This window comes from Amycolatopsis roodepoortensis (assembly GCF_024628825.1).
GTDB classification, from domain to species: domain Bacteria; phylum Actinomycetota; class Actinomycetes; order Mycobacteriales; family Pseudonocardiaceae; genus Amycolatopsis; species Amycolatopsis roodepoortensis.
Window position 1 is genome coordinate 5317287 of sequence record NZ_CP102415.1, and the last position, 20144, is coordinate 5337430.

Genomic DNA, 20144 nt, shown 5'->3' on the forward strand with positions numbered 1-20144 from the left:
AGGCGTGAGGCGCGTCGGCTACCCCGCGGAGGGAGGTGTTCAGTCGGGAGTGACGCCGGGCTGCGAGCCCGGGGTGAGCGGCATGTACCGCGTGCCTGCCAGCGCGTAGCCGGTCAGGGAACGCTCGACGGCGGCGGCGACCCAGGCGGGAACGCCGTGGGTCAGGCCGTCGAGGTGACCACCGGGGGCGGAGCCGCCGGGGACAGTCGGGAAGGAAGGCGCGGCGGGAAGCGGCGCCGGGGTGATCGGACGCGGGAGGTCACCACGGTGACCGTCACGCGCCGGAGCGTCCTCGACCTGATCGAAGGCGCCGTGCTGCTGCACGAGGGCCGGCATCGGGAGGACGGTCTCGAAGGAAGCGGGGAACTGGGTGGTCGCCAGCTGCGCGAAGTCGGTGACCTGCTCGCCGGCGCCGACGGTGTCCAGCGGCGACTCGGGGTTCACCGGGGTTTCGCCGACCGGGAGCTCCGGGACGAGGTCGCCGTGCCCGCGCGGGTCGAGGAGATCCCAGACCTTGCGGCCGAAGTCGGGCGACGGGGCGATGGTCTCGTCCAGCACCCGGCGGGTGTCCTGCGGCTTGCGCACGATGTGCTCGACGGCGCCGAGGGTGCGCTTGACCGGGGTGACGACCGAGTCGTCCGCGAAGTCGGTGACCGCGTCGCTGACGCGCGTCGAAACCTCGTGGCGGTCGGCGCGCAGGTCGCCGCAGTGGTGCTTCTTGGCACCGGACTCGTTCTCGCCGGGCATCGACCACGTGGTGGCGTCCTGCTGGCTGTCGCCGCACATCGCACCGGCGACGTCACCCGCGAACTTCGAAGCGCCGTGGGAGACGTCGGTCAGTCCGGCCGCGGTCGCGTCGGTGACCGGGGTGACGCTGGTTTCGGGAGCGGAGACCACCGGGGCGATGTCCGCGGAAGCGGAAGCGCCGGAAACGGCCCACGCGGCGGCGGAACCGGCGACGGCGCCGCCGAGCACGAACAGCGCACGCGAAGCGAGACGGCCGAAGCGCACAGCGCCACGCCTCTCGTTCTTCGCCGCGTTCGTCACTCGGTCTCCTGTCGCTTCGGTTCGTGGTTGCGGGACCGAGGTAAGCAAAGTGCGGAAGGCCCGCGCGACTTTGAACCACCTTGATGGCACGATCGTGTGAAGAACACACGGTGTAGCCCGAAATCACGATGAGTGATCGAGGCTGGCGGAGCCCGGTTACTCCGGAGTCCATCGGCCCGCGGTGTGTCAAGCGTCGCATCGGGCGAATCCGACCCGTGCGCGTCGCCCGGAATGTTCAGGAAACGTCGCCCCGGACCGATACGGTGAGCGCGTGAGCGAGCCCCAGCGCAAACAGCCGGAATTCGACCCGGCGAACCCGTTCCTCTCCGAGTCCACCGAAGACGTCACCAACCTGGTGCCCCGCGGCCTGCGGATCGGCGCGGCGTTGTCGTGGCGCTTCATCGTGGTGATCGCCGCGCTCTACGTCATCGTGTTCCTCATCGGCTATCTGTCGGTGGTCGTGATCCCGTTGTCGATCGCGCTGCTGCTCGCCGCGCTGCTCGCGCCGGCGGTCTCCAAGCTGACGGCGCTGAGATTCCCGCGCGGGCTCGCGGCCGGGATAGTGCTGATCGCCGGGCTCGCGGTCCTCGGCGGGCTGCTGACGTTCGTCGTCGCGCAGTTCTCGTCCGGCCTGCCCGAACTGCAGAAGCAGCTGACGGAGAGCCTCAACCAGATCAAGGTCTGGCTCATCGACGGGCCGCTGCACCTGCGCCAGGAGCAGATCCAGGAGTTCATCAACCAGGCGATCAGCTTCCTGCAGAACAACCAGGCGTCGATCACCACCACCGCGCTCACCACCGCGGGCACGGTCGGCGAGATCGTCACCGGTTTCATCCTGACGCTGTTCATCCTCATCTTCTTCCTCTCCGGCGGCGACCAGATCTGGAAGTTCCTGGTCCGCGGGGTGCCGGGCCGCGTGCGGAACCGGGTCGACGTCGCCGGGCGGCGCGGCTTCGCGTCGCTGGTCAGCTACGTGCGCGCGACGGCGGCGGTGGCCGTGGTCGACGCGGTCGGCATCGGCATCGGGCTGGCGATCGTCGGCGTGCCGCTGGTGATCCCGCTGGCGACGCTGGTGTTCCTCGGCGCCTTCATCCCGATCATCGGCGCCGTGATCGCGGGCGCGGTCGCGGTGCTGATCGCGCTGGTGACGAAGGGCATCGTCGGCGCGCTGATCGTGCTGGCCATCGTCATCGGCGTCATGCAGCTGGAAAGCCACGTGCTCCAGCCGATCCTGCTCGGCCGCGCGGTGAAGCTGCACCCGCTCGCCGTGGTGCTCGCGATCACCGCCGGTCTCGTCGCCGCCGGGATCGCCGGCGCGCTCCTCTCGGTGCCGCTGCTCGCGGTGCTCAACGCGGGGATCCGCTCGCTGCTGCACGAACACGATCCCGATCCGGCCGAGATCGACGTCCTGCGGGATCAGGCGGCACAACCGAACGATTCCGGGGAAGAGTCCGAAGCCAAGTCATGACCGAGACCCCGCTCTGGCGCGCGGTCTCGGCGCTCGGCACGCGGGACCCGGCCACTCCGCTGTGGCGCGGCGTGATCGTGCTCCGCGTGACGACGCTGTTCTTCGCGCTCGGCTCCTTCGTCGTCCATTACGACGGCTACGCGAACAAGTGGCTGGCGTGGACGTCGTTCGGCCTGATGACGGTGTGGACGATCGTCAGCAGCGTGTTCTACGCGCGGCCGTCGAGCCGCTGGCCGTGGCTGGTCGGCGTCGATCTCGTGCTCACCGTCGCCCTCATGTTCACGTCGGCGTGGATCCTGACCACCGCGCAGTTCGACGCCAACGTCCCGCTCATCACGACGGTGTGGGCGGCGGTCCCGCCCGCGGCCGCCGGCACCCGGTTCGGCGCGGTCGGCGGGGTGCTCGCCGGGCTCGTGGTCTCGGTGGTCACCGGGCTGGTGCGCTGGCGGTTCGACGTCGACGTCGCGCGGGACGGCTTCCTGCTGACCGCGAGCGGGTTCGTGATCGGCCTCGCCGCGACCATGGCCCGCCGGTCGGCCGACGCGCTGACCAGGGCGTTGCGCATGGAAGCCGCGACGGCCGAGCGGGAGCGGCTCGCCCGCTCGATCCACGACAGCGTCCTCCAGGTGCTCGCGCGGGTGCGCAAACGCGGCGCCGAATTCGGCGGGGAGGCCGCCGAGCTGGCGAAACTCGCCGGTGAGCAGGAGATCGCGCTGCGCGCGCTGGTCACCACCGAGCCGACGCATCCGAGCGAGAACGGGACCACCGACCTCCGTGCCGCGCTGCAGCTGCTCGCGACGCCCTCGGTGCAGGTCTCGACGCCCGCGGGCGAGGTCCAGCTGCCCGAGCACGTGACCTCGGAGCTGGTTGCCGTGGCGCGCGAGGCGCTGTCGAACGTCGAGAAACACGCGGGCGAAGACGCGCACGCCTGGGTGCTGCTGGAGGACCTCGGCACCGAGGTCGTCGTCAGCGTCCGCGACGACGGCCCGGGAATCGCGCCCGGCGTCTTGGAACGAGCGGCGGCCGAGGGACATCTAGGTATCGCGGAGTCCATCAAGGGACGCGTGCGGGATCTGGGCGGAAGTGCCGCCCTGGACACCGCGCCCGGCCAGGGCACGGAATGGGAAGTCAAGGTTCCAGTCGCGGCGAGGGGAAAGCGATGACCGGTGAGGCTCGGGTCTCGGTGATGGTGGTCGACGATCATCCGATGTGGCGGGACGGGGTCGCGCGCGACCTGGCCGAGCACGGATTCGACGTGCGGGCCACCGCGCCGGACGCGCCCGCCGCGGTGCGGATCGCGCGTACGGTCCGGCCGGACGTCGTGCTGATGGACCTCAACCTCGGCGAGACGTCGGGGGTCGACGCCACCCGCGAGATCACCTCGGAACTGCCGTCGACCAAGGTGCTGGTGCTGTCCGCGAGCGGCGAGCACAGCGACGTCCTCGAGGCGGTCAAGGCCGGGGCGTCCGGCTACCTGGTGAAATCGGCTTCGGCGAGCGAACTGGTGGACGCGGTCAAGCGGACCGCCGCGGGTGACCCGGTGTTCACCGCCGGACTCGCCGGCCTCGTCCTCGGCGAGTACCGCCGCATGGCCGACGCGCCGGACGACGGGCCCGCGCCGCCGCGGCTGACCGAACGCGAGACCGACGTCCTGCGCCTGGTCGCGAAGGGGATGACGGCGCGGCAGATCGCCGAGAAGCTCGTGCTGTCGCATCGGACGGTGGAGAACCACGTCCAGTCGACGCTGCGGAAACTCCAGCTGCACAACCGCGTCGAGCTCGCCCGCTACGCCATCGAGCACGGGCTGGACGAGGAGTAGCTCACCCCTGGGCGATCGCCACCACCCGCTGGTTCCGCTCGGCGGGCAGCGGGGTCTTGACGATCGTCCACTGTGGCCGGTCGAGGCGCCAGTTCGCGACGACGTCGGCCGCGATCACCAGGTCGTCGCTCTCGGTCCACTCGATCGCGACCCGTTTGAGCTCGGTCGCGATCGGCATCGCGGGCGCGTGCGTCCAGGTCAGCGTGTCGAGGGCGAGCACCCAGACGTCGGCCGTCTGCGTCGCCGTGCCCGCCCAGGCGGGGTCGCCGAACAGCACGGCGACCTTGTAGCCGTCACGGCTCGGCACCACCTGGCCCGGTTTGCCGTTGGCCACCGGCCACCGGACCGGCGTGCGCTGATCGTTCCGCAGGTCGAGCACGGAGAACTCGGTCAGCTCGGCGAGCAGCATCCGCTCCTTGGTGATCGCCAGCACCCGGGGGAACTGGTGGACGGCGCGGCCGGTGGCGGGATCGATCAGCACGTCCTCGGCGCTCGCGGTCCCGCTGTTCACCGTGATCAGCAGCCCCTTCGGCACCTCCTGGCGCACGGCTGTCGTGCAGCTCGCCGGACGGCCGCGATCGCGTTCCGCGCCGAGCAGGGAGACGTACTGGAGACGGCAGAGGTCGTCGCCTTCGTCGCGGATCAGCCAGACGCCGGTTTCGTCAGCTGAAGGGGCGACACTGCGGGCCTTGCCCAGCTTCCACGGCTGGTTCTTGGGGTCGCCGTAGACGAGCACTTCGGACGGCTCCAGGCACGACGGCCCACAGCGGGCGGCCGACAGCACGACCGGGAACTTGCCGACGCGGAGGACGTCGTTGACCCGGTCTCCGCCCGGAGCGCCGGGAAGCGGGGTGGTGGCGCCGGTGGCGGGGTCGAGCACCGACGGCGGCGACGTCGTCATGACCAGGCGGAACCCGCTGTAGTCCACCGGTACGCCGTCGAGTTTCGACGCCGGTGGGGCCGTCGGCACCGGGACGGCGTCCGGCGGATCCGCTTCGACGGTGCAACCGGTCAGCAGGAGGACGACCGCCACCAGGGCGGCACAGGGAAGAAATGCGGGTCTGTTCAGGGTATTTCCCCGATCTCGCGCGTGAGAATCGGTTCTACCATTCCTGGCATGGGCGAGGAAGAGCAGTCGACGACCGAGACCAAGCCGTTGAGCGGACGGGACATCCGGGTCTCCGACGCGGAGCGCGAACACGTCGTCGAGGTGCTCCAGAAGGCGATCGGCCTCGGGATGCTGAACCTGGACGAGTTCACCGAGCGGACCGACCGCGCCCTCGCCTCGAAGACCCGCGGTGAGCTGAACGCGGTGCTCACGGATCTGCCCGGCCTGGTGCACCCCGAGGCGGGGATGGTGCCGCGGCAGCAGCAGAACCCGTGGGCGCCGCCCGCTCAGCACGCGTACGCGCGGGCGTCCGGCCAGGTCATGGAGCTCAACGGCAAGTACTCGGCGTTGCAGCGCAACGGGAACTGGCTGGTCCCCGAGTCGATGGTGATCCGGAACAAGTACGGCGCCACGAAACTGGACTTCTCCCAGGCCGAGATCCGGTACCCGGTGGTGCATATCGAGCTGCAGGCCAAATGGGGTCCGGTGGAGATCACCATCCCCGAGAACGGCGCCGTCGACACCAACTCGATCACCGACATCAAGTTCGGCAACCTCGACGACCGGACGCGATCGAACGGCCGCCCCGGCACGCCCCGGTTCGTCATCACCGGGCGCGTGCACGGGGGGTCGCTGATCATCAAGTACCCGCGGCGGGGTTTCTTCGGCTAGATGTGGCGCAGGTGCCGGAGCACGAAGTACGCGACCGCGGCCAGCACCACCGCGGCCAGCCCGGACACCGCGTGCATCCCGCTGGCGAACGCGTCGTGCGCGGGGACCGCGTCGGCGAGCCGTGACCGCGTGACCGCGTTGCCCAGCGTCCCGACGGTCGCGATGCCCAGCGCGTAGCCGAACTCGTTGCCGGTCTGCGAAAGCGAGGCCGCCGAACCGGCCTTCTCCGGCGGCACCGACCCGACGACCAGATCCGTGCCCAGGGTGATCAGCGGGCCGCCGCACAGGCAGGTGATGGCGAAGGCGATCGACGGGATCACCGGACCGGCGCCCGCCTCGACCTGCGTCAGCAGCAGGAATCCGGCGATCGCGCCGGCCAGGCCGGTGGCGATCAGCGTCGCGGGGCGGATTCGGCGGGCCAGGATCGGCGCGCCGAGGAAGCTGACGGTCGAGGCGAGCATGCCCGGCAGCAACGCCAGCGCGGCGCCGACCGGCGAAAGCTCCAGCACGATCTGGAAGAACTGCGCGACGAAGAGCATGGTCGTGCCGCCCAGCATGGAGAACGCGCACATCCCACCCAACGCCGTCGAGAACGCACGGCCGCGGAACAGCGTCAGGTCGATCAGCGGGTCCTGGAGGATTCGCTGGCGCCGCACGAACACCACGCCGAAGCCGAGACCGATCAGGAGCGAGGCCACCGGCACCACGTGCACACCCTCGCGGGCGAGTTCCTTGATGCCGTAGACCGCGGGCAGGATCGTGACCAGCGAAAGCGCGACGCTCGCGAGGTCGAGGCGGCCCGCGTTCTCGTTGCGGTACTCGGGCAGCAGCTTCGGGCCGACCACGAGCAGCAGGACCATCGCCGGGACGCCGAGCAGGAACACCGAACCCCACCAGAAGTGCTCCAGCATCACGCCGCCGACCATCGGCCCGACGATCGCGCCGACCGTGAAGCAGCCCGCCCAGATGCCGATCGCGAGGGAACGCTGGCGGCTGTCGGTGAACAGGTTGCTGATCAGGGCGAGCGTCGACGGCGCCAGCGTCGCACCGGCGATCCCGAGCAGCGCGCGGGCGGCGATGAGCATCAGCGCGCTCGTCGAGAACGCGGCGAGCACCGAGGCCGCTCCGAACGCCGTGGCACCGATGAGCAGCAGTTTCCGGCGTCCGATGCGGTCGCCGAGGGTGCCCATGGTGACCATGAACCCGGCGATCATGAAGCCGTAGACGTCCATGATCCACAGCTGCTGCGTGCTGTCGGCGCCGAGGCTCTGGCTGAGCTTCGGCAACGCGAGGATCAGTACGAAGACGTCGAGGGAGACCAGGAAGGTCGGGAGGGCCAGCACGGCCAGCCCGACCCATTCCCGGCGTCCAGCCCGCGTCGGGGTCATGGTGGTCGTCATGGTCCGGTCCTTTCGTCGCTTCGGTGTCTTCACCTAGGCGTCGAAGCGGTGGACCGGATTTCGACATGCCCCCCGATCCTTTTCGGGGAGCGGGGGACCTTTGCTACCGCTTGGCCGCGGCCTGCCTCGCGGCGACCGGGTCCGAGGTGGCCAGGACGGCCTCGGCCAGTGCCTCGCATTCGGCCAGCGTCGTCGCCGCCAAGCTCGCGCCGACCGCGCGCACGGCCGGCGCGTTCATCGACAGGCTGGTGAGGCCGAGCCCGGCCAGCACCAGCGCGAGCCTCGGGTCGGCGGCGGCCTCCCCGCAGACGCCGGCGGGCTTGCCGGTGTCCTTCGCGGCCTGGCCGATGACCTTCAGCAGGCGCAGCAGCCCGGGCTGCCACGGGTCGTTGAGCTTGGCGACCGCGCCGAGCTGGCGATCCGCGGCGAAGGTGTACTGCGCGAGGTCGTTGGTGCCGACGGAGACGAAGTCGACCGCGTCGAGGATCTCGCGGGCGGTCAGCGCGGCGGCCGGGATCTCGATCATCACGCCCACGCGGGCGATTCCGGCGGCGCGGGCGCGCTCGGCGAACCAGGCCGCCTCGTCGGCGGTGGCGACCATCGGCGCCATCACCGAAACCTCGGCTCCGGAGTCCTGCGCGGCACCCGCGATGGCCTCGAGCTGGCGGTCGAGGATCTCAGGCCGGTCGAAAGCGACGCGAAGGCCGCGTACGCCGAGCGCCGGGTTGGGCTCGTCCTCGGGCTCCAGGAACGCGAGCGGCTTGTCGGCGCCCGCGTCGAGAGTGCGGACGACGACCGGCTTGCCGCGGAACGGCGTGAGCACGGCGGTGTAGGCCTTGCGCTGCTCTTCCACGCTCGGCTCGGCGGACGCGTCGAGATAGCAGAACTCGGTGCGGAAGAGGCCGACTCCTTCCGCGCCCGCCTCGGCGGCGGCCTGGGCGTCGGTGGCGGAGCCGACGTTGCCCAGCACCTTCACCCGGTGGCCGTCGGCGGTCGCGCCGGTGCCGTCCCATTCGATCGCACCGGTCTTGGTGGCCGTGACGATCTCGGCGTCCGGGTCCGCGACCTCGACGACGCCGGTGTCACCGTCCACCGCAAGCGCTTGCGCGTCGAGCGCGAGAACGCCGCGGACCGCGACGACGGCGGGAATGCCGAGCGCGCGGGCGAGGATCGCGGTGTGACTGGTGGGGCCGCCCTCTTCGGTGACGAGCGCGAGCACCTTGTCCGGGTCGAGGCCCGCGGTGTCGGCTGGCGCGAGGTCACGGGCGACGAGCACGCTCGGCGAGTCGAGGTCGGGAACGCCGGGAGGCGCGATGCCGAGCAGCTCGGCGATGAGCCGGTCACGCACGTCGAGGACGTCGCGGGCCCGCTCGGCCATGTAGCCGCCCGCGGCCGCGAGCGCGTCGGCGAACTTGCCCGCCGCCTGGTGCACCGCACGCGGCGCGGGCAGATTCTGGTCCTTGACGAGTTGCTCCGCCGAGGAGACGAGCGCCGGGTCGGCCGCCATCGCCGCGGTGGTGATGAGGATCGTCGCCGCCTCGCCAGTCGCCGTCTCGGCGAGCTTCTCGAGCCTGCTGGCCACGATCTGCGCGGCCGGGTCGATCCGGGCGGCCTCGGCGGCGGGGTCGGCAGGCGCCGGCGTGCTCGCGGGTTCACCGAGCGGCTCGGCGACCCGGACGACAGGACCGCTCGCGCGGCCGGGACTGACGGCGACCCCGGACAGTGACTCAGACGGCATGGTCTAGACCATATCTCATAGGCGGCGTGACCTGGCTCATAGCCACCAGCAGAACACAGAAGAGGGCATCATTCCAGTTCGGACGCCGTCGGATACGAGGGCTGAGCACCCTGGCGGGTCACGGTGATCGCCGCCACCTTCACCGCCTTGCGCGCCGCGTCGGCCAGCTCGTCGCCCTTCGCGAGCGAGGAGGCGAGCGCCCCGGCGAAGGCGTCACCGGCGCCCGTCGTGTCGACGGCCTCGACCTTCGGCGACGGCACCTCCGTCACCCCGTCCGCGGTCACCACCGCCGCCCCCTTCGCGCCGAGCGTCACGACAGCGGCCTTCGGACCGAGGTCGAGCAGCTTGGGGAAGTCGGCTTCGCCACCGAGGAGGAAGGCCGCCTCGTGCTCGTTGACGAGCAGCACGTCGAGCCCCTGGAGCGTCTTCGCGGAAAGCTCGGCCGCCGGCGACAGGTTCAGTAGCGTCTTCACTTGGTGTTCGGCGGCCCGCGCGACGGCGTGCTCGACGGTTTCGAGCGGGATCTCCAGCGACAACACCACGATCTCGGCGCCGCCGAGATCGACGTCCTCGGGCCGCAGGCTGGAATTCGCGCCGGGCGAGACGAGAATGGAGTTCTCTCCGTCGGGCGTGACCGTGATGTACGCGATCCCCGTCGGACGCTCGCTCGTGCGCAGCGAGTCCGTGTTCACCCCGGACTCGGCCAGCGACCGTTTGAGCAGCTCGCCGTACGGATCGTCGCCGACCGCCCCGAGCAACGCGACGTCGGCGCCGAGCCTGGCCGCGGCGACCGCGGTGTTGGCGCCTTTGCCACCCGGCGACAAGACCGTGTCGCCGCCCAGTACGGTTTCGCCACCACCCGGCCGCCGGTCGACCGGGACGACGAGATCGGCATTGGCGGACCCGATGACCAGCACCTGAGAAGTCATGGCGGAAACGATGCCATGACCAGCAGTTGTCCGGTCATGCCCCTTCTCCGGGCGAAGATGTGAAGAACTTTGTAACTTTCTCGGCGGGTAGTGCGACAATCAGGCGAGCAGCGGAACGCCGTCACTCTTTCGGGGGATAACCTTCCCCCGGGCGTCACTTCGGCGATCACGCCCGCTCTTGAGATGCGTTGCCGCTTCCAAGCGGTGACGTTGCCCCGATCCCGGCCGGTGCCGGGAAGAGGGCATCGGGTCGCCGGCGTCGATCACGTAGCCCCCCGAGTGATCGGCGCCGGCGGCGCCCCGGCTGACGGGCGCCTCAACCCGCTATGGCTGTTTCCCGGAACTCCACTTCTCGCGCTGTTCGCATGGCGACCTCGAACTCACGCCGGGCGTTGCCTGTAAACGGCTCCGCCAACCTGTACCAACCGCCGTCGAGGACGTCGGACTCTTCGTCGTATCGATCACGCCTGGTCAGGCTCACCAGCTGTGGATGCCGGATCCGGAATGCCTCCGAGGTGGGAAGAAACTCCAGGTATCGGCGCTGGTCGTCGATACCCCATCGCACCGCATCGATCTCGTGCCACCACACACCTACGACAGAGCCATAGGTTCGCAGGAAGAACCCGCGCCGTCCGAGTTCGAGTACCGCCTTCCGTTCCTTCTTGTGCGTCTCGCTCTCGAACGCATCGACCACCAACGTCACCACGAAGAGAGCGAAGAGGATTACGAACGCACCCACCCGCACGGCAGTGACATCGGTGGCAGCCGCGACGACGAGACAGCACACCTCGATCATCAACGAGCAGAGGTGGAACACCTTCAGCTTCCGCTTGTCCCAGCCATTGACGTGAATCTTCACCACGTCGTCCTCGACGACCAGTTCCTCGCCTCGCGCCACGTCGACGATCGGTTCGTCGGGCTTTGCGACCACTGCGGTGTTGTCGTTCTCGATCTCGACTTCGACATGGCGAACGAGTATGGGGAGCAACTCCTCGGCCTCACGCGAAGTGAGGTCGACGTCCGATACCTGGAGGTCACCATCCGGCTCGCGGGTGAGACCTGTCGAACGAGCGTCGAAATCCGGGCCAGGCCGCAGAACGAGCGTGAACTGATCGCTCTTTGGTCTGCGATGGGTGTACTCGCGGAACTTGAGACTCAAGAACGCCTTCTCGATTTCACTCCACGGGGCTGTCCAGCTGACCAGTCCATTGACGATCCGGGTGATGCCATTCGCCTCGATGACCAGCTCATCAGCGGGGGGTGGCGTCCGGTAGTTGCGGAACTCGATGCTGCCGCAGTAGATGAACACGGCACAGAGCACACCGGCGACTATGCGCACCGCCAGCTGATAGTCGCTGAACACCGCGAACGCCATGACGGCGGTCAGTGTGCCGAAGAGAACGACCAGCACCAGATGGCCGAAGACCTCCGGCGTTCGTGAGATCACCAACCGGCCATCAGCCACCTGTCGTTCCTTCCGGTTTCCGAGGATCACAACGAGCCGGAAATCCGGTTTCCGCCAGGCTGATCGAAGATCGGTGGCTCATCGTCCTCCGTGGCCGACTTCCCGTGAACGGGCTCCGGGGCGCTCTGCGGAGCTCCGCCGGCACTGTAGGGCCCAACGAATCCTGCGGGAGGCTGGGCTTTCTGACTCGGAGGCTCTTCGTCCGAGTCACCGATAATCCCATCGGCCATCTTCCCGTAGAACTTCCGCTTCTCCTTCGTCAGGTTTTCCTGGAAGTCATCTCCGTATCCTTCCTTGATCCTGTCGACGACATTATCTTTCACCTGAGACAGATTCTCACCAAGACCATTTTTCTTTGCGGTGTCTTCGAGCGCGAAGATGTGCTTGCGAGACTCCGGAAGGTCAGCTCGCGCCTTAGCGACCTTGGCAGCGAAGGTCTTGCTCTCCTCGGCGGCGTCGACAGCCTTCTTCCCACCACCGGTGAACTTCTTCAGTGCCTTCGGAGTCAGAGCGTCCTTGATCTTGTCGAAGCCATCCGTTAGACGCTTGAAGAGGCCCTTTGCCTTGTCGAACGCCTTGGTCAGCTTCTTGATCCAACCGACGCACCTCTGTGCGTAACTGATGGCCTTGGGAGTTCCCTCCGCTGCGATACCGGCAGGCATCGCGGGCCCCGGGTAGCGCATCGCGATGCTCACGAGCTTTCCAAGACACTCGGAGATCAAGTCACGGACAATGGTTCGCACGACCGCGAGGATCATCTTGCAGACGCTGACCAGTGTCCCGATGGAACTCGCACCCGAGGCGATGCCTGCATAAAGATCGGCCCGATTCTTGGCGAAGGCCCGATAGGCGTCCGCGGCTTCACCGGTCCAATTCGCGCTTTCGCGGTCGACAGCCTTGCCCAGGTCTTCGCTGACCGACTCGAGTTCCTTGCCGATGTTCTCCCAGGTCCCGATCATGTTGTCCAACGCGACCTGATCACCGACGAGCCAATCGAGTGGTTCACGGAGAAACGGGACGTGTTCGATGATCCAACCGAACGCCGACGCCGCAAGGGTCCCGATGGGATCGGCGACGAGATCGGCCAGGCCCATCGCCCCGTTGGCGAGATTCGCCAACCCTTCTGCCCAGTCTCCGCTCGCGATCTTGGCACCGGTGTCCCAGAAGTCTTGGAGGATTCCCGCGCCTTCGAGTGAGCTCTCGTCCTGCGCGGCGTCTGTCTTGATCAGCGGATTGGGGCCTGGAGCCGCGACGGGTGTTTCTGCCATCGGTCAGTCCTCCACTTTGAAGAGGCTCTTGAACTCGTCCTCCTGCATTTGCTTCCTCTGTTGCCACGTGTGCACCCGATCGGCATGGTCGGCCGAAGCTTCGACGGCCGACTCGATCGCGCTCCGCGCCAGGCTCTGCACAGTGGCGCAAATAGCGGCGAGGGGGATTCCGACCAGGCCGAATGCTTCATCGCCCATGGCCGCGTCCGCAGCAGATCCCGTCATCGCGACTCGTTGTCCCAGATAGTCGATCGTGTTGCGATGCGCGGCAAGCTCCGCGGGATCGACCTTGAAATCTTCACTACCTTGTGGCTGCACCATGGTTTCCCTCCCTCAAGAACCCGCTCAGCGCAGGAAGTCGCCGCCGGTGAAGTAGTCGTCCTCGTGGTCCGTCTGCTGCCTGCGCGCGGCGCGCGGCGGCGCGGGCGGAGTCGGAGGAGCGGGCGGCTTCGGAGCGGGCGGGGGAGGAGGCGCGTCGAGCTCGTCTTCGGCGACGAAGCGGTCGTCCTCGTCCGCCTCCTGGTGGCCGCCCTCGACGTAGCCCGTCGGTTCGGGTTCCGGGTACTCGTTGTGCAGCTGGTTGACCAGTTCGTTCATGGTCTCGGTGCCCGCGATGGACGGCACGCCGGTCTGCATCGCGCCCGCGAGTTTGCTCTGCGCGCTCTGGACGACGCGGAGGATCTCCTGCGCGAGCGCGGGGTTGTCGCGCACGGACGGGCCGATCTCCAGGCCGACGAGGTTCCCCGCGTGGTTGACCTTGACCGAGATCTGGCCGTCCTTGCTGCGTTCGGACACCGAGACGCTTTCGATCTCGGTGCGCATCTGATTCGCCTTTCGCTGGGCGTCGGCCAGCTTGGCCTCGAAATCAGCGAAGAGCTGCTCAGGGTTCGACACGCGAACCTCCCCTGTTCACGTCGTAGCCGTTCGGCGACCGAGTGTGGCATACCCGTCTGACATCGGGGAACGTTTGGCGCATATCCACAGCCCGGTCGTGTGGATCACCACAGCGACCTCCGGTTTTCCCTACCCGATCCGACGGCTTACCCCATGTTTTCCCAGGTCAGGGCACCCTAGCGTGTCGGATATGACGATTTCGGACTGGAAACGCGCGATCTACGCGCTTCTCGTGCTGCCGGGGTATCTCGGTGGGGCGAAGGTCCAGCGCGGGCTCGCGCGGCGCTGGCTCGGGAGGGAGGGCGGAGCTCGGCCGCGGTTCGTGGCGGCCTTCGGTCCGAGCGCGGTCGCGTTCCTGCTCGCGTTGCTGCTCTTCTACCTCGTCGTGCGCATCGCGACCTACGGGCTCTTCTGGACGGGGAGCGACCCCGAAGGCACTTGGGGCGGGCCGACGCTGGCGGGGGCGTGGATCGTGCACTTCCTCATCGCCGCCGGAATGGCCGTTCCGATCTTCCTCGCGCTCCGGCCGCTCACGAGGCTTCAGGCTCGCCTTCTGGGGTAATCCCCGTACTGACCACCTAGAATGCCCGGATGACCAACCCCAGCCGCAGGGTCCGCGAGCGGGCGGCGACGGATCAGGACATCCGCCGGACCGCGCGGACGCTTCTGGTCGAGCATGGCCCGGAGGCCGTGACCCTGCGGGCGATCGCGCGCGAGCTCGGCATCACGGCGCCGGCGTTGTACCGCTACTACGGTTCCCGTGACGATCTGGTCGAGCATCTGCGCGCGGACGTCGTCGCGGATCTGGCGGCCGGGCTCGCCGAGGACATCGCGCAGCTGCCGGACGAGGGCGCGCTGCAACTTTTCGCCATCTGCAAGGGATTCCGGCGGTGGGCGCTCACGCACACCAAGGAGTTCACGCTCGTCTTCGCGTCGCCCGCGGGCGACGACACGTTGAGCAGGCTGGACGAGCCGTTCGGGCGGATCTTCCTGGCGGCGGCGGGGCAGGTGCTCGCGACACACGATCTGGTGACGCCGTCGAACGACGTGGTCCCGGCCGAGCTGCGAGACGATCTCACATCCTTCCAAGAGGAACTGCTCGCCGTGCTGAAGGAGTCCGGGGCGACGTTCCCGCTCGAAAAGCTCGACCTCGGCGTGACGTACCTGATGATCCAGTTCTGGGCCCGGCTCTACGGGCACGTCACGCTCGAGGTCTTCGGCAACTATCCGATCCCGTTCTCGAAACCGGACGTCCTCTTCGAGGCGATGCTGGCCGATCTCGCGCGCGAGATCGGCCTGTCCACCGACTAGCTACGCCGCGTGCCCGCCGTCGACCGAGACGGTCGAGCCGGTCACGTACTTGCTTTCCGGCCGCGCCAGGAACGACACGGTCGCGGCGACCTCCGACGGGGAGCCGTAGCGGTCGAACGCCGTCAGGCTCCGCTGGTCGGCGGCGTACGGGCCGTCGGCCGGGTTCATGTCGGTGTCGGTCGGGCCGGGGTGGACGATGTTCACGGTGATGCCGCGCGGCCCCAGTTCCCTGGCCAGGCCCTTGGTCATGCCCAGCAGCGCGGTCTTGCTCACCGCGTACAGCGACATCCCGGGGCCGGGCACCCGATCCGAGACACAGCTGCCGATGCTGATCACGCGCCCGCCGTCGCCGAGGTGCCGGGCCGCGGCCTGCGTGGCCACGTAGACACCGCGGACGTTGATCGCGAGCACGCGGTCGATGTCCTCCAGGCTCGTCTGGTCGAGCGGGCCGACGAAGCCGACGCCCCCGTTGTTGACCAGCACGTCGAGCCTGCCGAACTCGGCGACCGCCGTGTCGACCGCGGAGACCACGGCCGCGGCGTCGGCGCTGTCGGCCTGGATCGCCAGCGCGCGACGGCCGAGCGCCTTGATCCGGTCCACGACACCGGCCGCGAGTTCGGCGTTGTTCTGGTAGGTGAGTGCGACGTCGGCGCCGTCCTCGGCGAGCCGGATCGCCGTGGCGGCACCGATCCCGCGGCTGCCGCCGGTCACCAAAGCCACCTTGCCGTCGAGGGTCATGAGGGCGTTCTCCGTTCGATTTCGTTGTCCTTGAACAACTCCATCGAATCGCCTCACGACCCTCGACGCTGGCGGCTATCGGCCACGGCGCTACAGCACGATGTTGACCAACCGTCCGGGCACGACGATCACCTTGCGCGGCGTGCCGTCGCCGACCAGCGCGGCGACCTTCTCGTCGGCCAGCGCGGCCGCCTGCACGGCGTCCTTGCCCGCGTCGGCGGGCACGGTGACCCGCGAGCGCACCTTGCCGTTGACCTGGATCGGGTACTCCACGGAGTCCTCGACCAGGTACTTCTCGTCGACGACCGGGAACGGCCCGTGCACCAGGGAATCCGCGTGGCCCAGGCGCTTCCACAGCTCCTCGGCCAGGTGCGGGGCCAGCGGCGCCAGCATCAGCACCAGCGGCTCCACCAGTTCCCGCGGCGTGGCCTCGGTGCCGCCGTAGGTCTTGGTGACGTAGTTGTTCAGCTCGATCAGCTTCGCGCCGGCCGTGTTGAACCGCATCTCCGCGTAGTCCTCGCGGACCCCGGCGACGGTCTTGTGCAGCTGCTTGCGATCCTCGTCCGTGGCGTCCACAGTGGACACTCGCAGTTCGCCGGTCTCCTCGTTGACGACCAGCCGCCACAGCCGCTGCAGGAACCGTTGCGCGCCAACGACGTCCTTGGTCGCCCACGGCCGCGAGACGTCCAGCGGACCCATCGACATCTCGTAGAAGCGGAAGGTGTCGGCGCCGTAGTTCGCGGAAATCTCGTCCGGGGTGACGACGTTGCGCTGCGTCTTCCCCATCTTCCCGTATTCCTGCTTGACCTCTTCGTCCTGGTAGAAGAACTTCCCGTCCTTCTCCACGACGTCTTCGGCCGGAACGTAGAAACCGCGGGAATCGGTGTACGCGTAAGCCTGCACGTAGCCCTGGTTGAACAGCTTCCGGTACGGCTCCCTGGACGACACGTGGCCCAGGTCGAACAGCACCTTGTGCCAGAACCGCGAGTACAGCAGGTGCAGCACCGCGTGCTCGACACCGCCGACGTACAGGTCCGTGCCGCCGGGGTCGTCGACGCCGTGTTCGGCGGGACGCGGGCCGACCCAGTACTCCTCGTTCTCCGGCGCGACCAGTGCCTCGGAGTTGGTCGGGTCCAGGTAACGCAGCTGGTACCAGCAGGAACCCGCCCAGTTCGGCATGGTGTTGATGTCGCGGCGGTAGGTCTTCTTACCGTCGCCCAGGTCCAGCTCGACCTCGACCCATTCGGTGGCACGCGCCAGCGGCGAGGACGGCGTGCTGTCCCTATCCTCCGGGTCGAAGGTGACCGGCGAGTAGTCGGCGACCTCGGGCAGTTCGACCGGCAGCATGCTGTCGGGCAGCGCGTGGACCTGACCGTCCTCGTCGTAGACCACCGGGAACGGCTCGCCCCAGTAGCGCTGGCGCGAGAACAGCCAATCGCGCAGCTTGTACTGGACGGTGCCGCGACCGTGATCGTTCTCCTCCAGCCAGCCGATCATCGTCTTCTTGGCCTCGTCGACGCCCATGCCGTCCAGGAAGCCTGAGTTGATCGCGGGCCCGTCGCCGGTGAACGCCTTGCCGTCGAAGCCTTCCGTCGGCTGGACCGTCCGGATGATCTCCAGGCCGAACTTCTCGGCGAACTCCCAGTCGCGAGCGTCCTGGCCGGGGACCGCCATGATCGCGCCGGTGCCGTAGCCCATCAGGACGTAGTCGGCGACGAAGATCGGGATCTCCTTGCCGTCGGCCGGGTTCACCGCGTAGGAGCCGGTGAAGACGCCGGTCTTCTCCTTGTTCTCCTGACGGTCCAATTCGGACTTCCGCGAAGCGGCGTCGCGGTACGCGGTGATCGCCTCTGCGGGAGTCGCGGCGTCGCCGGTCCACCTGGCGTCGACGCCTTCGGGCCATGTCGCCGCTGTCAGCTTCTCGACCAGCGGGTTCTCCGGCGCGACGACGACGTAAGTCGCCCCGAACAGCGTGTCCGGGCGGGTGGTGAAGACCTCGATCTCCTGGTCGCCGGCCTTGAACTTCACCTGTGCGCCGTGCGAGCGGCCGATCCAGTTGCGCTGCATGGACTTGACCTTCTCGGGCCAGTCCAGCAGGTCCAGGTCGTCGACCAGCCGGTCGGCGTAGGCGGTGATCCGCATCATCCACTGCCGCAGGTTGCGACGGAAGACCGGGAAGTTGCCACGTTCGCTGCGGCCGTCGGAGGTGACCTCTTCGTTCGACAGCACCGTGCCCAGCCCCGGGCACCAGTTCACCGGCGCCTCGGAGATGTAGACCAGTCGGTGCGAGTCGATGATCTCCAGTTGCTCGGCGCGGGTCAGCTCACACCAGTTGCGCCCGTCGGGCGTGCGGCGTTTGTCCTGCGCGTATTCGGTCTCCAGCTCGACGATGGGCCGGGCCTTACCGGCCTTCTCGTCGTACCAGGAGTTGAAGATCTGCAGGAAGATCCACTGCGTCCAGCGGTAGTACTCCGGATCGGTGGTGCGGATCCGGCGCCGGTCGTCGTGGCCCAGGCCCAGGCTGCGCAGCTGGCGCAGGTACGTCGTGATGTTCTCGTCGGTGGTCTTCGCGGGATGCTGCCCGGTGCGCACCGCGTACTGCTCCGCCGGCAGGCCGAAGGCGTCGAAGCCCATCGTGTGCAGCACGTTGCGGCCGATCATGCGGTGGTACCGCGCGAAGACGTCGGTCGCGATGAAGCCCAGCGGGTGCCCGACGTGCAGGCCGGCGCCCGACGGGTACGGGAACATGTCCTGGACGAACAGCTTGTCCGACGGGACCTCCCCGCTCTCGTCCGCGAGCGGGCCCACCGGGTTCGGTGCGTGGTAGGTGCCGTGGTCGGACCAGTAGTCCTGCCAGCGCTGCTCGATCTGGCCCGCCAGCTCCGCGGTGTAGCGGTGCTGAGGGGCCGCGTCGGCGCCTTCGCTCGCCTGGTTCATCGCCGAAATCCTCCGTGCTCATCCACGTCAAGCCACTCCAGAAACAACTCGACCCCCCAGCCCGGAGGGCATGAGGGGTCGCCGCGCTGGTCCCGGCCGTGGGGCCGAGTTCAGCGCGGCAGGCTAAGGAGCAGCCGAGCCGTGTTCATGGGTCCAGTCTAACCCGCTGGTCAAAGGCGTTCCGAGGGGACCGCCAGAGCGATGAACTGGGTCACCTGCGTCGCGGAGAAGTTGTTGTCGCTGACCAGCACCAGGCTGCGCTCGCCGTTCGGGAGGCGCGGCCCCCAGGTCATCCCCTCGACGTTGTCCACAGTGGACAACTTGAAGTCCGCGAGGTCCGCCAGCAGGCGCTTCTTCACCGGCTTGACCTTCTTCGCGTCGGCCAGCGAGGGCGTTTTCAGGATGTTCGTGGCGCCCTTGGTGTCGATCTCGTAGATACGGACCTTGTTGCCGACGCCGGTGACGAACGAACGCTCCATCACCAGGTAGCGCGTCGGATCGGCCTGGTCGACGGCCAGCAGCGACGAGATGCCCGTGGTCGCGAACCCGCCGGGCGGGTTCGGCGACGCGAAGACCTTCTCCTGCGGGTACGCGTACTGCGCGAAGACCGGCCCGAACCGCGACTGGAGGGTGATCCGGGAAAGGGCGCCCGACGTGGTGTTCGCCTCCGGGCCGTCCTGCAGCAGCGGCCCCTCGGCCGAGCTGGCGACCAGCGACCCGAAGCCCGCGAAGGTGAGGCCTTCGAGGGCGAGGTTCTGCCTCGGCCCGGTCGTCTCGGTCATCTTCTCGTTGGCGGGAATCGGCAGGTCACGGACGTAGGCGCCGTCGCGCTTCGCCTCGCGGATCGACGGATCGATCCGGGCCGCGGCCGACCGCTCGCCCTCCTGCGACCAGAGGTACTGACCGGTCCACGGGTCGACACGCAGCTCTTCGGGGTCGATGGTCTGCATGTTCGGCGGCTGCGCGGGGTCGTTCTTCGCGAGCGGCGGGTACGGCGTGCCATCGGGACGCAGGAGCGGTTTGGTGCCGGTGAAGGTGACCGGGCCGAGTCCCTTGGCGTCGACGGAGAACGTCGCCGTGTAGAACCGCGCCGGGTTGAGGGCGGACCGGTCGTCGCAAATCAGCGCGTATTCGCCGGTGCGGGGGTCGAAATCGATGCTGGACAGGCCGCCGACGACGGTGCCTTCGTAGGACAGGGCGTTCGGGACGATCTGTTCCCCGATCAGGCGAAGCGGACGGTGACCCGCTTCGGCGGCCGGTGCGGCCATCAGGGTGAGGGGAATGGCCCCGATCAGGGCAGTGGCTAGAACTCGGCGTGACATGGCCTGTAGCACAGTCGATCAGGGTATC

At 68.5% G+C, this 20144-nt stretch carries 18 protein-coding genes; 6 read left to right on the plus strand and 12 right to left on the minus strand.

Annotated elements, in window-relative coordinates:
- Positions 1-39: 39 nt before the first annotated feature.
- Complete coding sequence (locus tag NQK81_RS25360) at positions 40-1047, minus strand: hypothetical protein (protein ID WP_257483514.1); 1008 nt, start codon at positions 1045-1047, stop codon at positions 40-42.
- Positions 1048-1318: 271 nt separating this feature from the next.
- On the opposite strand from NQK81_RS25360, the gene NQK81_RS25365 reads away from it, so the two are divergent.
- From NQK81_RS25365 to NQK81_RS25375, 3 genes are read left to right on the plus strand one after another with little or no spacing between them, the layout of a single operon-like run.
- The gene (locus NQK81_RS25365) at positions 1319-2515 is read left to right on the plus strand and encodes an AI-2E family transporter (protein ID WP_257483515.1); all 1197 of its coding nucleotides are present in this window, start codon (positions 1319-1321) and stop codon (positions 2513-2515) included.
- Positions 2512-3678, plus strand: a complete 1167-nt coding sequence (gene macS, locus NQK81_RS25370; protein WP_257483516.1) for a MacS family sensor histidine kinase — start codon at positions 2512-2514, stop codon at positions 3676-3678. The genes NQK81_RS25365 and macS overlap by 4 nt, the downstream gene beginning before the upstream one ends.
- Positions 3675-4334 carry a response regulator gene (locus NQK81_RS25375; RefSeq protein ID WP_126734717.1) on the plus strand — a complete coding sequence of 220 codons (660 nt, stop codon included), beginning with the start codon at positions 3675-3677 and terminating at the stop codon, positions 4332-4334. The genes macS and NQK81_RS25375 overlap by 4 nt, the downstream gene beginning before the upstream one ends.
- A 1-nt stretch (position 4335) precedes the next feature.
- On the opposite strand, the gene NQK81_RS25380 is transcribed toward NQK81_RS25375, so the two are convergent.
- The gene (locus NQK81_RS25380; RefSeq protein ID WP_257483517.1) at positions 4336-5367 is read right to left on the minus strand and encodes a hypothetical protein; all 1032 of its coding nucleotides are present in this window, start codon (positions 5365-5367) and stop codon (positions 4336-4338) included.
- Positions 5368-5451: 84 nt separating this feature from the next.
- On the opposite strand from NQK81_RS25380, the gene NQK81_RS25385 reads away from it, so the two are divergent.
- Positions 5452-6114, plus strand: a complete 663-nt coding sequence (locus NQK81_RS25385) for a DUF1707 SHOCT-like domain-containing protein (protein WP_257483518.1) — start codon at positions 5452-5454, stop codon at positions 6112-6114.
- Here the strand turns inward: NQK81_RS25385 and NQK81_RS25390 are convergent.
- The 7 genes from NQK81_RS25390 to NQK81_RS25420 form a co-directional block, all read right to left on the minus strand.
- Positions 6111-7514, minus strand: a complete 1404-nt coding sequence (locus NQK81_RS25390; RefSeq protein ID WP_257483519.1) for an MFS transporter — start codon at positions 7512-7514, stop codon at positions 6111-6113. The genes NQK81_RS25385 and NQK81_RS25390 overlap by 4 nt on opposite strands.
- A gap of 103 nt (positions 7515-7617) precedes the next feature.
- Positions 7618-9252 (minus strand): phosphoenolpyruvate--protein phosphotransferase, encoded by a 1635-nt coding sequence (gene ptsP, locus NQK81_RS25395; RefSeq protein ID WP_257483520.1) that lies wholly within the window; start codon positions 9250-9252, stop codon positions 7618-7620.
- 68 nt (positions 9253-9320) lie between these two features.
- Positions 9321-10181, minus strand: a complete 861-nt coding sequence (locus NQK81_RS25400; protein WP_257483521.1) for a ribokinase — start codon at positions 10179-10181, stop codon at positions 9321-9323.
- Positions 10182-10497: 316 nt separating this feature from the next.
- Positions 10498-11646 (minus strand): hypothetical protein, encoded by a 1149-nt coding sequence (locus NQK81_RS25405; RefSeq protein WP_257483522.1) that lies wholly within the window; start codon positions 11644-11646, stop codon positions 10498-10500.
- Positions 11647-11672: 26 nt separating this feature from the next.
- On the minus strand, positions 11673-12914 hold the full coding sequence (locus NQK81_RS25410; protein WP_257483523.1) for a WXG100 family type VII secretion target: 1242 nt from the start codon (positions 12912-12914) through the stop codon (positions 11673-11675).
- Positions 12915-12917: 3 nt separating this feature from the next.
- Positions 12918-13235: a hypothetical protein gene (locus NQK81_RS25415; RefSeq protein ID WP_257483524.1), complete on the minus strand. Its 318-nt coding sequence runs from the start codon at positions 13233-13235 to the stop codon at positions 12918-12920.
- Positions 13236-13259: 24 nt separating this feature from the next.
- Complete coding sequence (locus NQK81_RS25420; RefSeq protein WP_257483525.1) at positions 13260-13808, minus strand: YbaB/EbfC family nucleoid-associated protein; 549 nt, start codon at positions 13806-13808, stop codon at positions 13260-13262.
- A 190-nt stretch (positions 13809-13998) separates the two neighbouring features.
- Between NQK81_RS25420 and NQK81_RS25425 the strand changes: the two genes are divergently transcribed.
- Positions 13999-14370: a hypothetical protein gene (locus tag NQK81_RS25425; protein ID WP_257483526.1), complete on the plus strand. Its 372-nt coding sequence runs from the start codon at positions 13999-14001 to the stop codon at positions 14368-14370.
- A 29-nt stretch (positions 14371-14399) separates the two neighbouring features.
- Entirely contained in the window at positions 14400-15119 is a 720-nt protein-coding gene (locus NQK81_RS25430) for a TetR/AcrR family transcriptional regulator (protein ID WP_257483527.1), read from the plus strand.
- On the opposite strand, the gene NQK81_RS25435 is transcribed toward NQK81_RS25430, so the two are convergent.
- The 3 genes from NQK81_RS25435 to NQK81_RS25445 form a co-directional block, all read right to left on the minus strand.
- Complete coding sequence (locus NQK81_RS25435) at positions 15120-15857, minus strand: SDR family oxidoreductase (RefSeq protein ID WP_257483528.1); 738 nt, start codon at positions 15855-15857, stop codon at positions 15120-15122.
- 90 nt (positions 15858-15947) lie between these two features.
- The gene (gene leuS / locus NQK81_RS25440) at positions 15948-18794 is read right to left on the minus strand and encodes a leucine--tRNA ligase (protein ID WP_257483529.1); all 2847 of its coding nucleotides are present in this window, start codon (positions 18792-18794) and stop codon (positions 15948-15950) included.
- Between the two features lie 170 nt (positions 18795-18964).
- Entirely contained in the window at positions 18965-20116 is a 1152-nt protein-coding gene (locus NQK81_RS25445) for an esterase-like activity of phytase family protein (RefSeq protein WP_257483530.1), read from the minus strand.
- Positions 20117-20144: the final 28 nt, after the last annotated feature.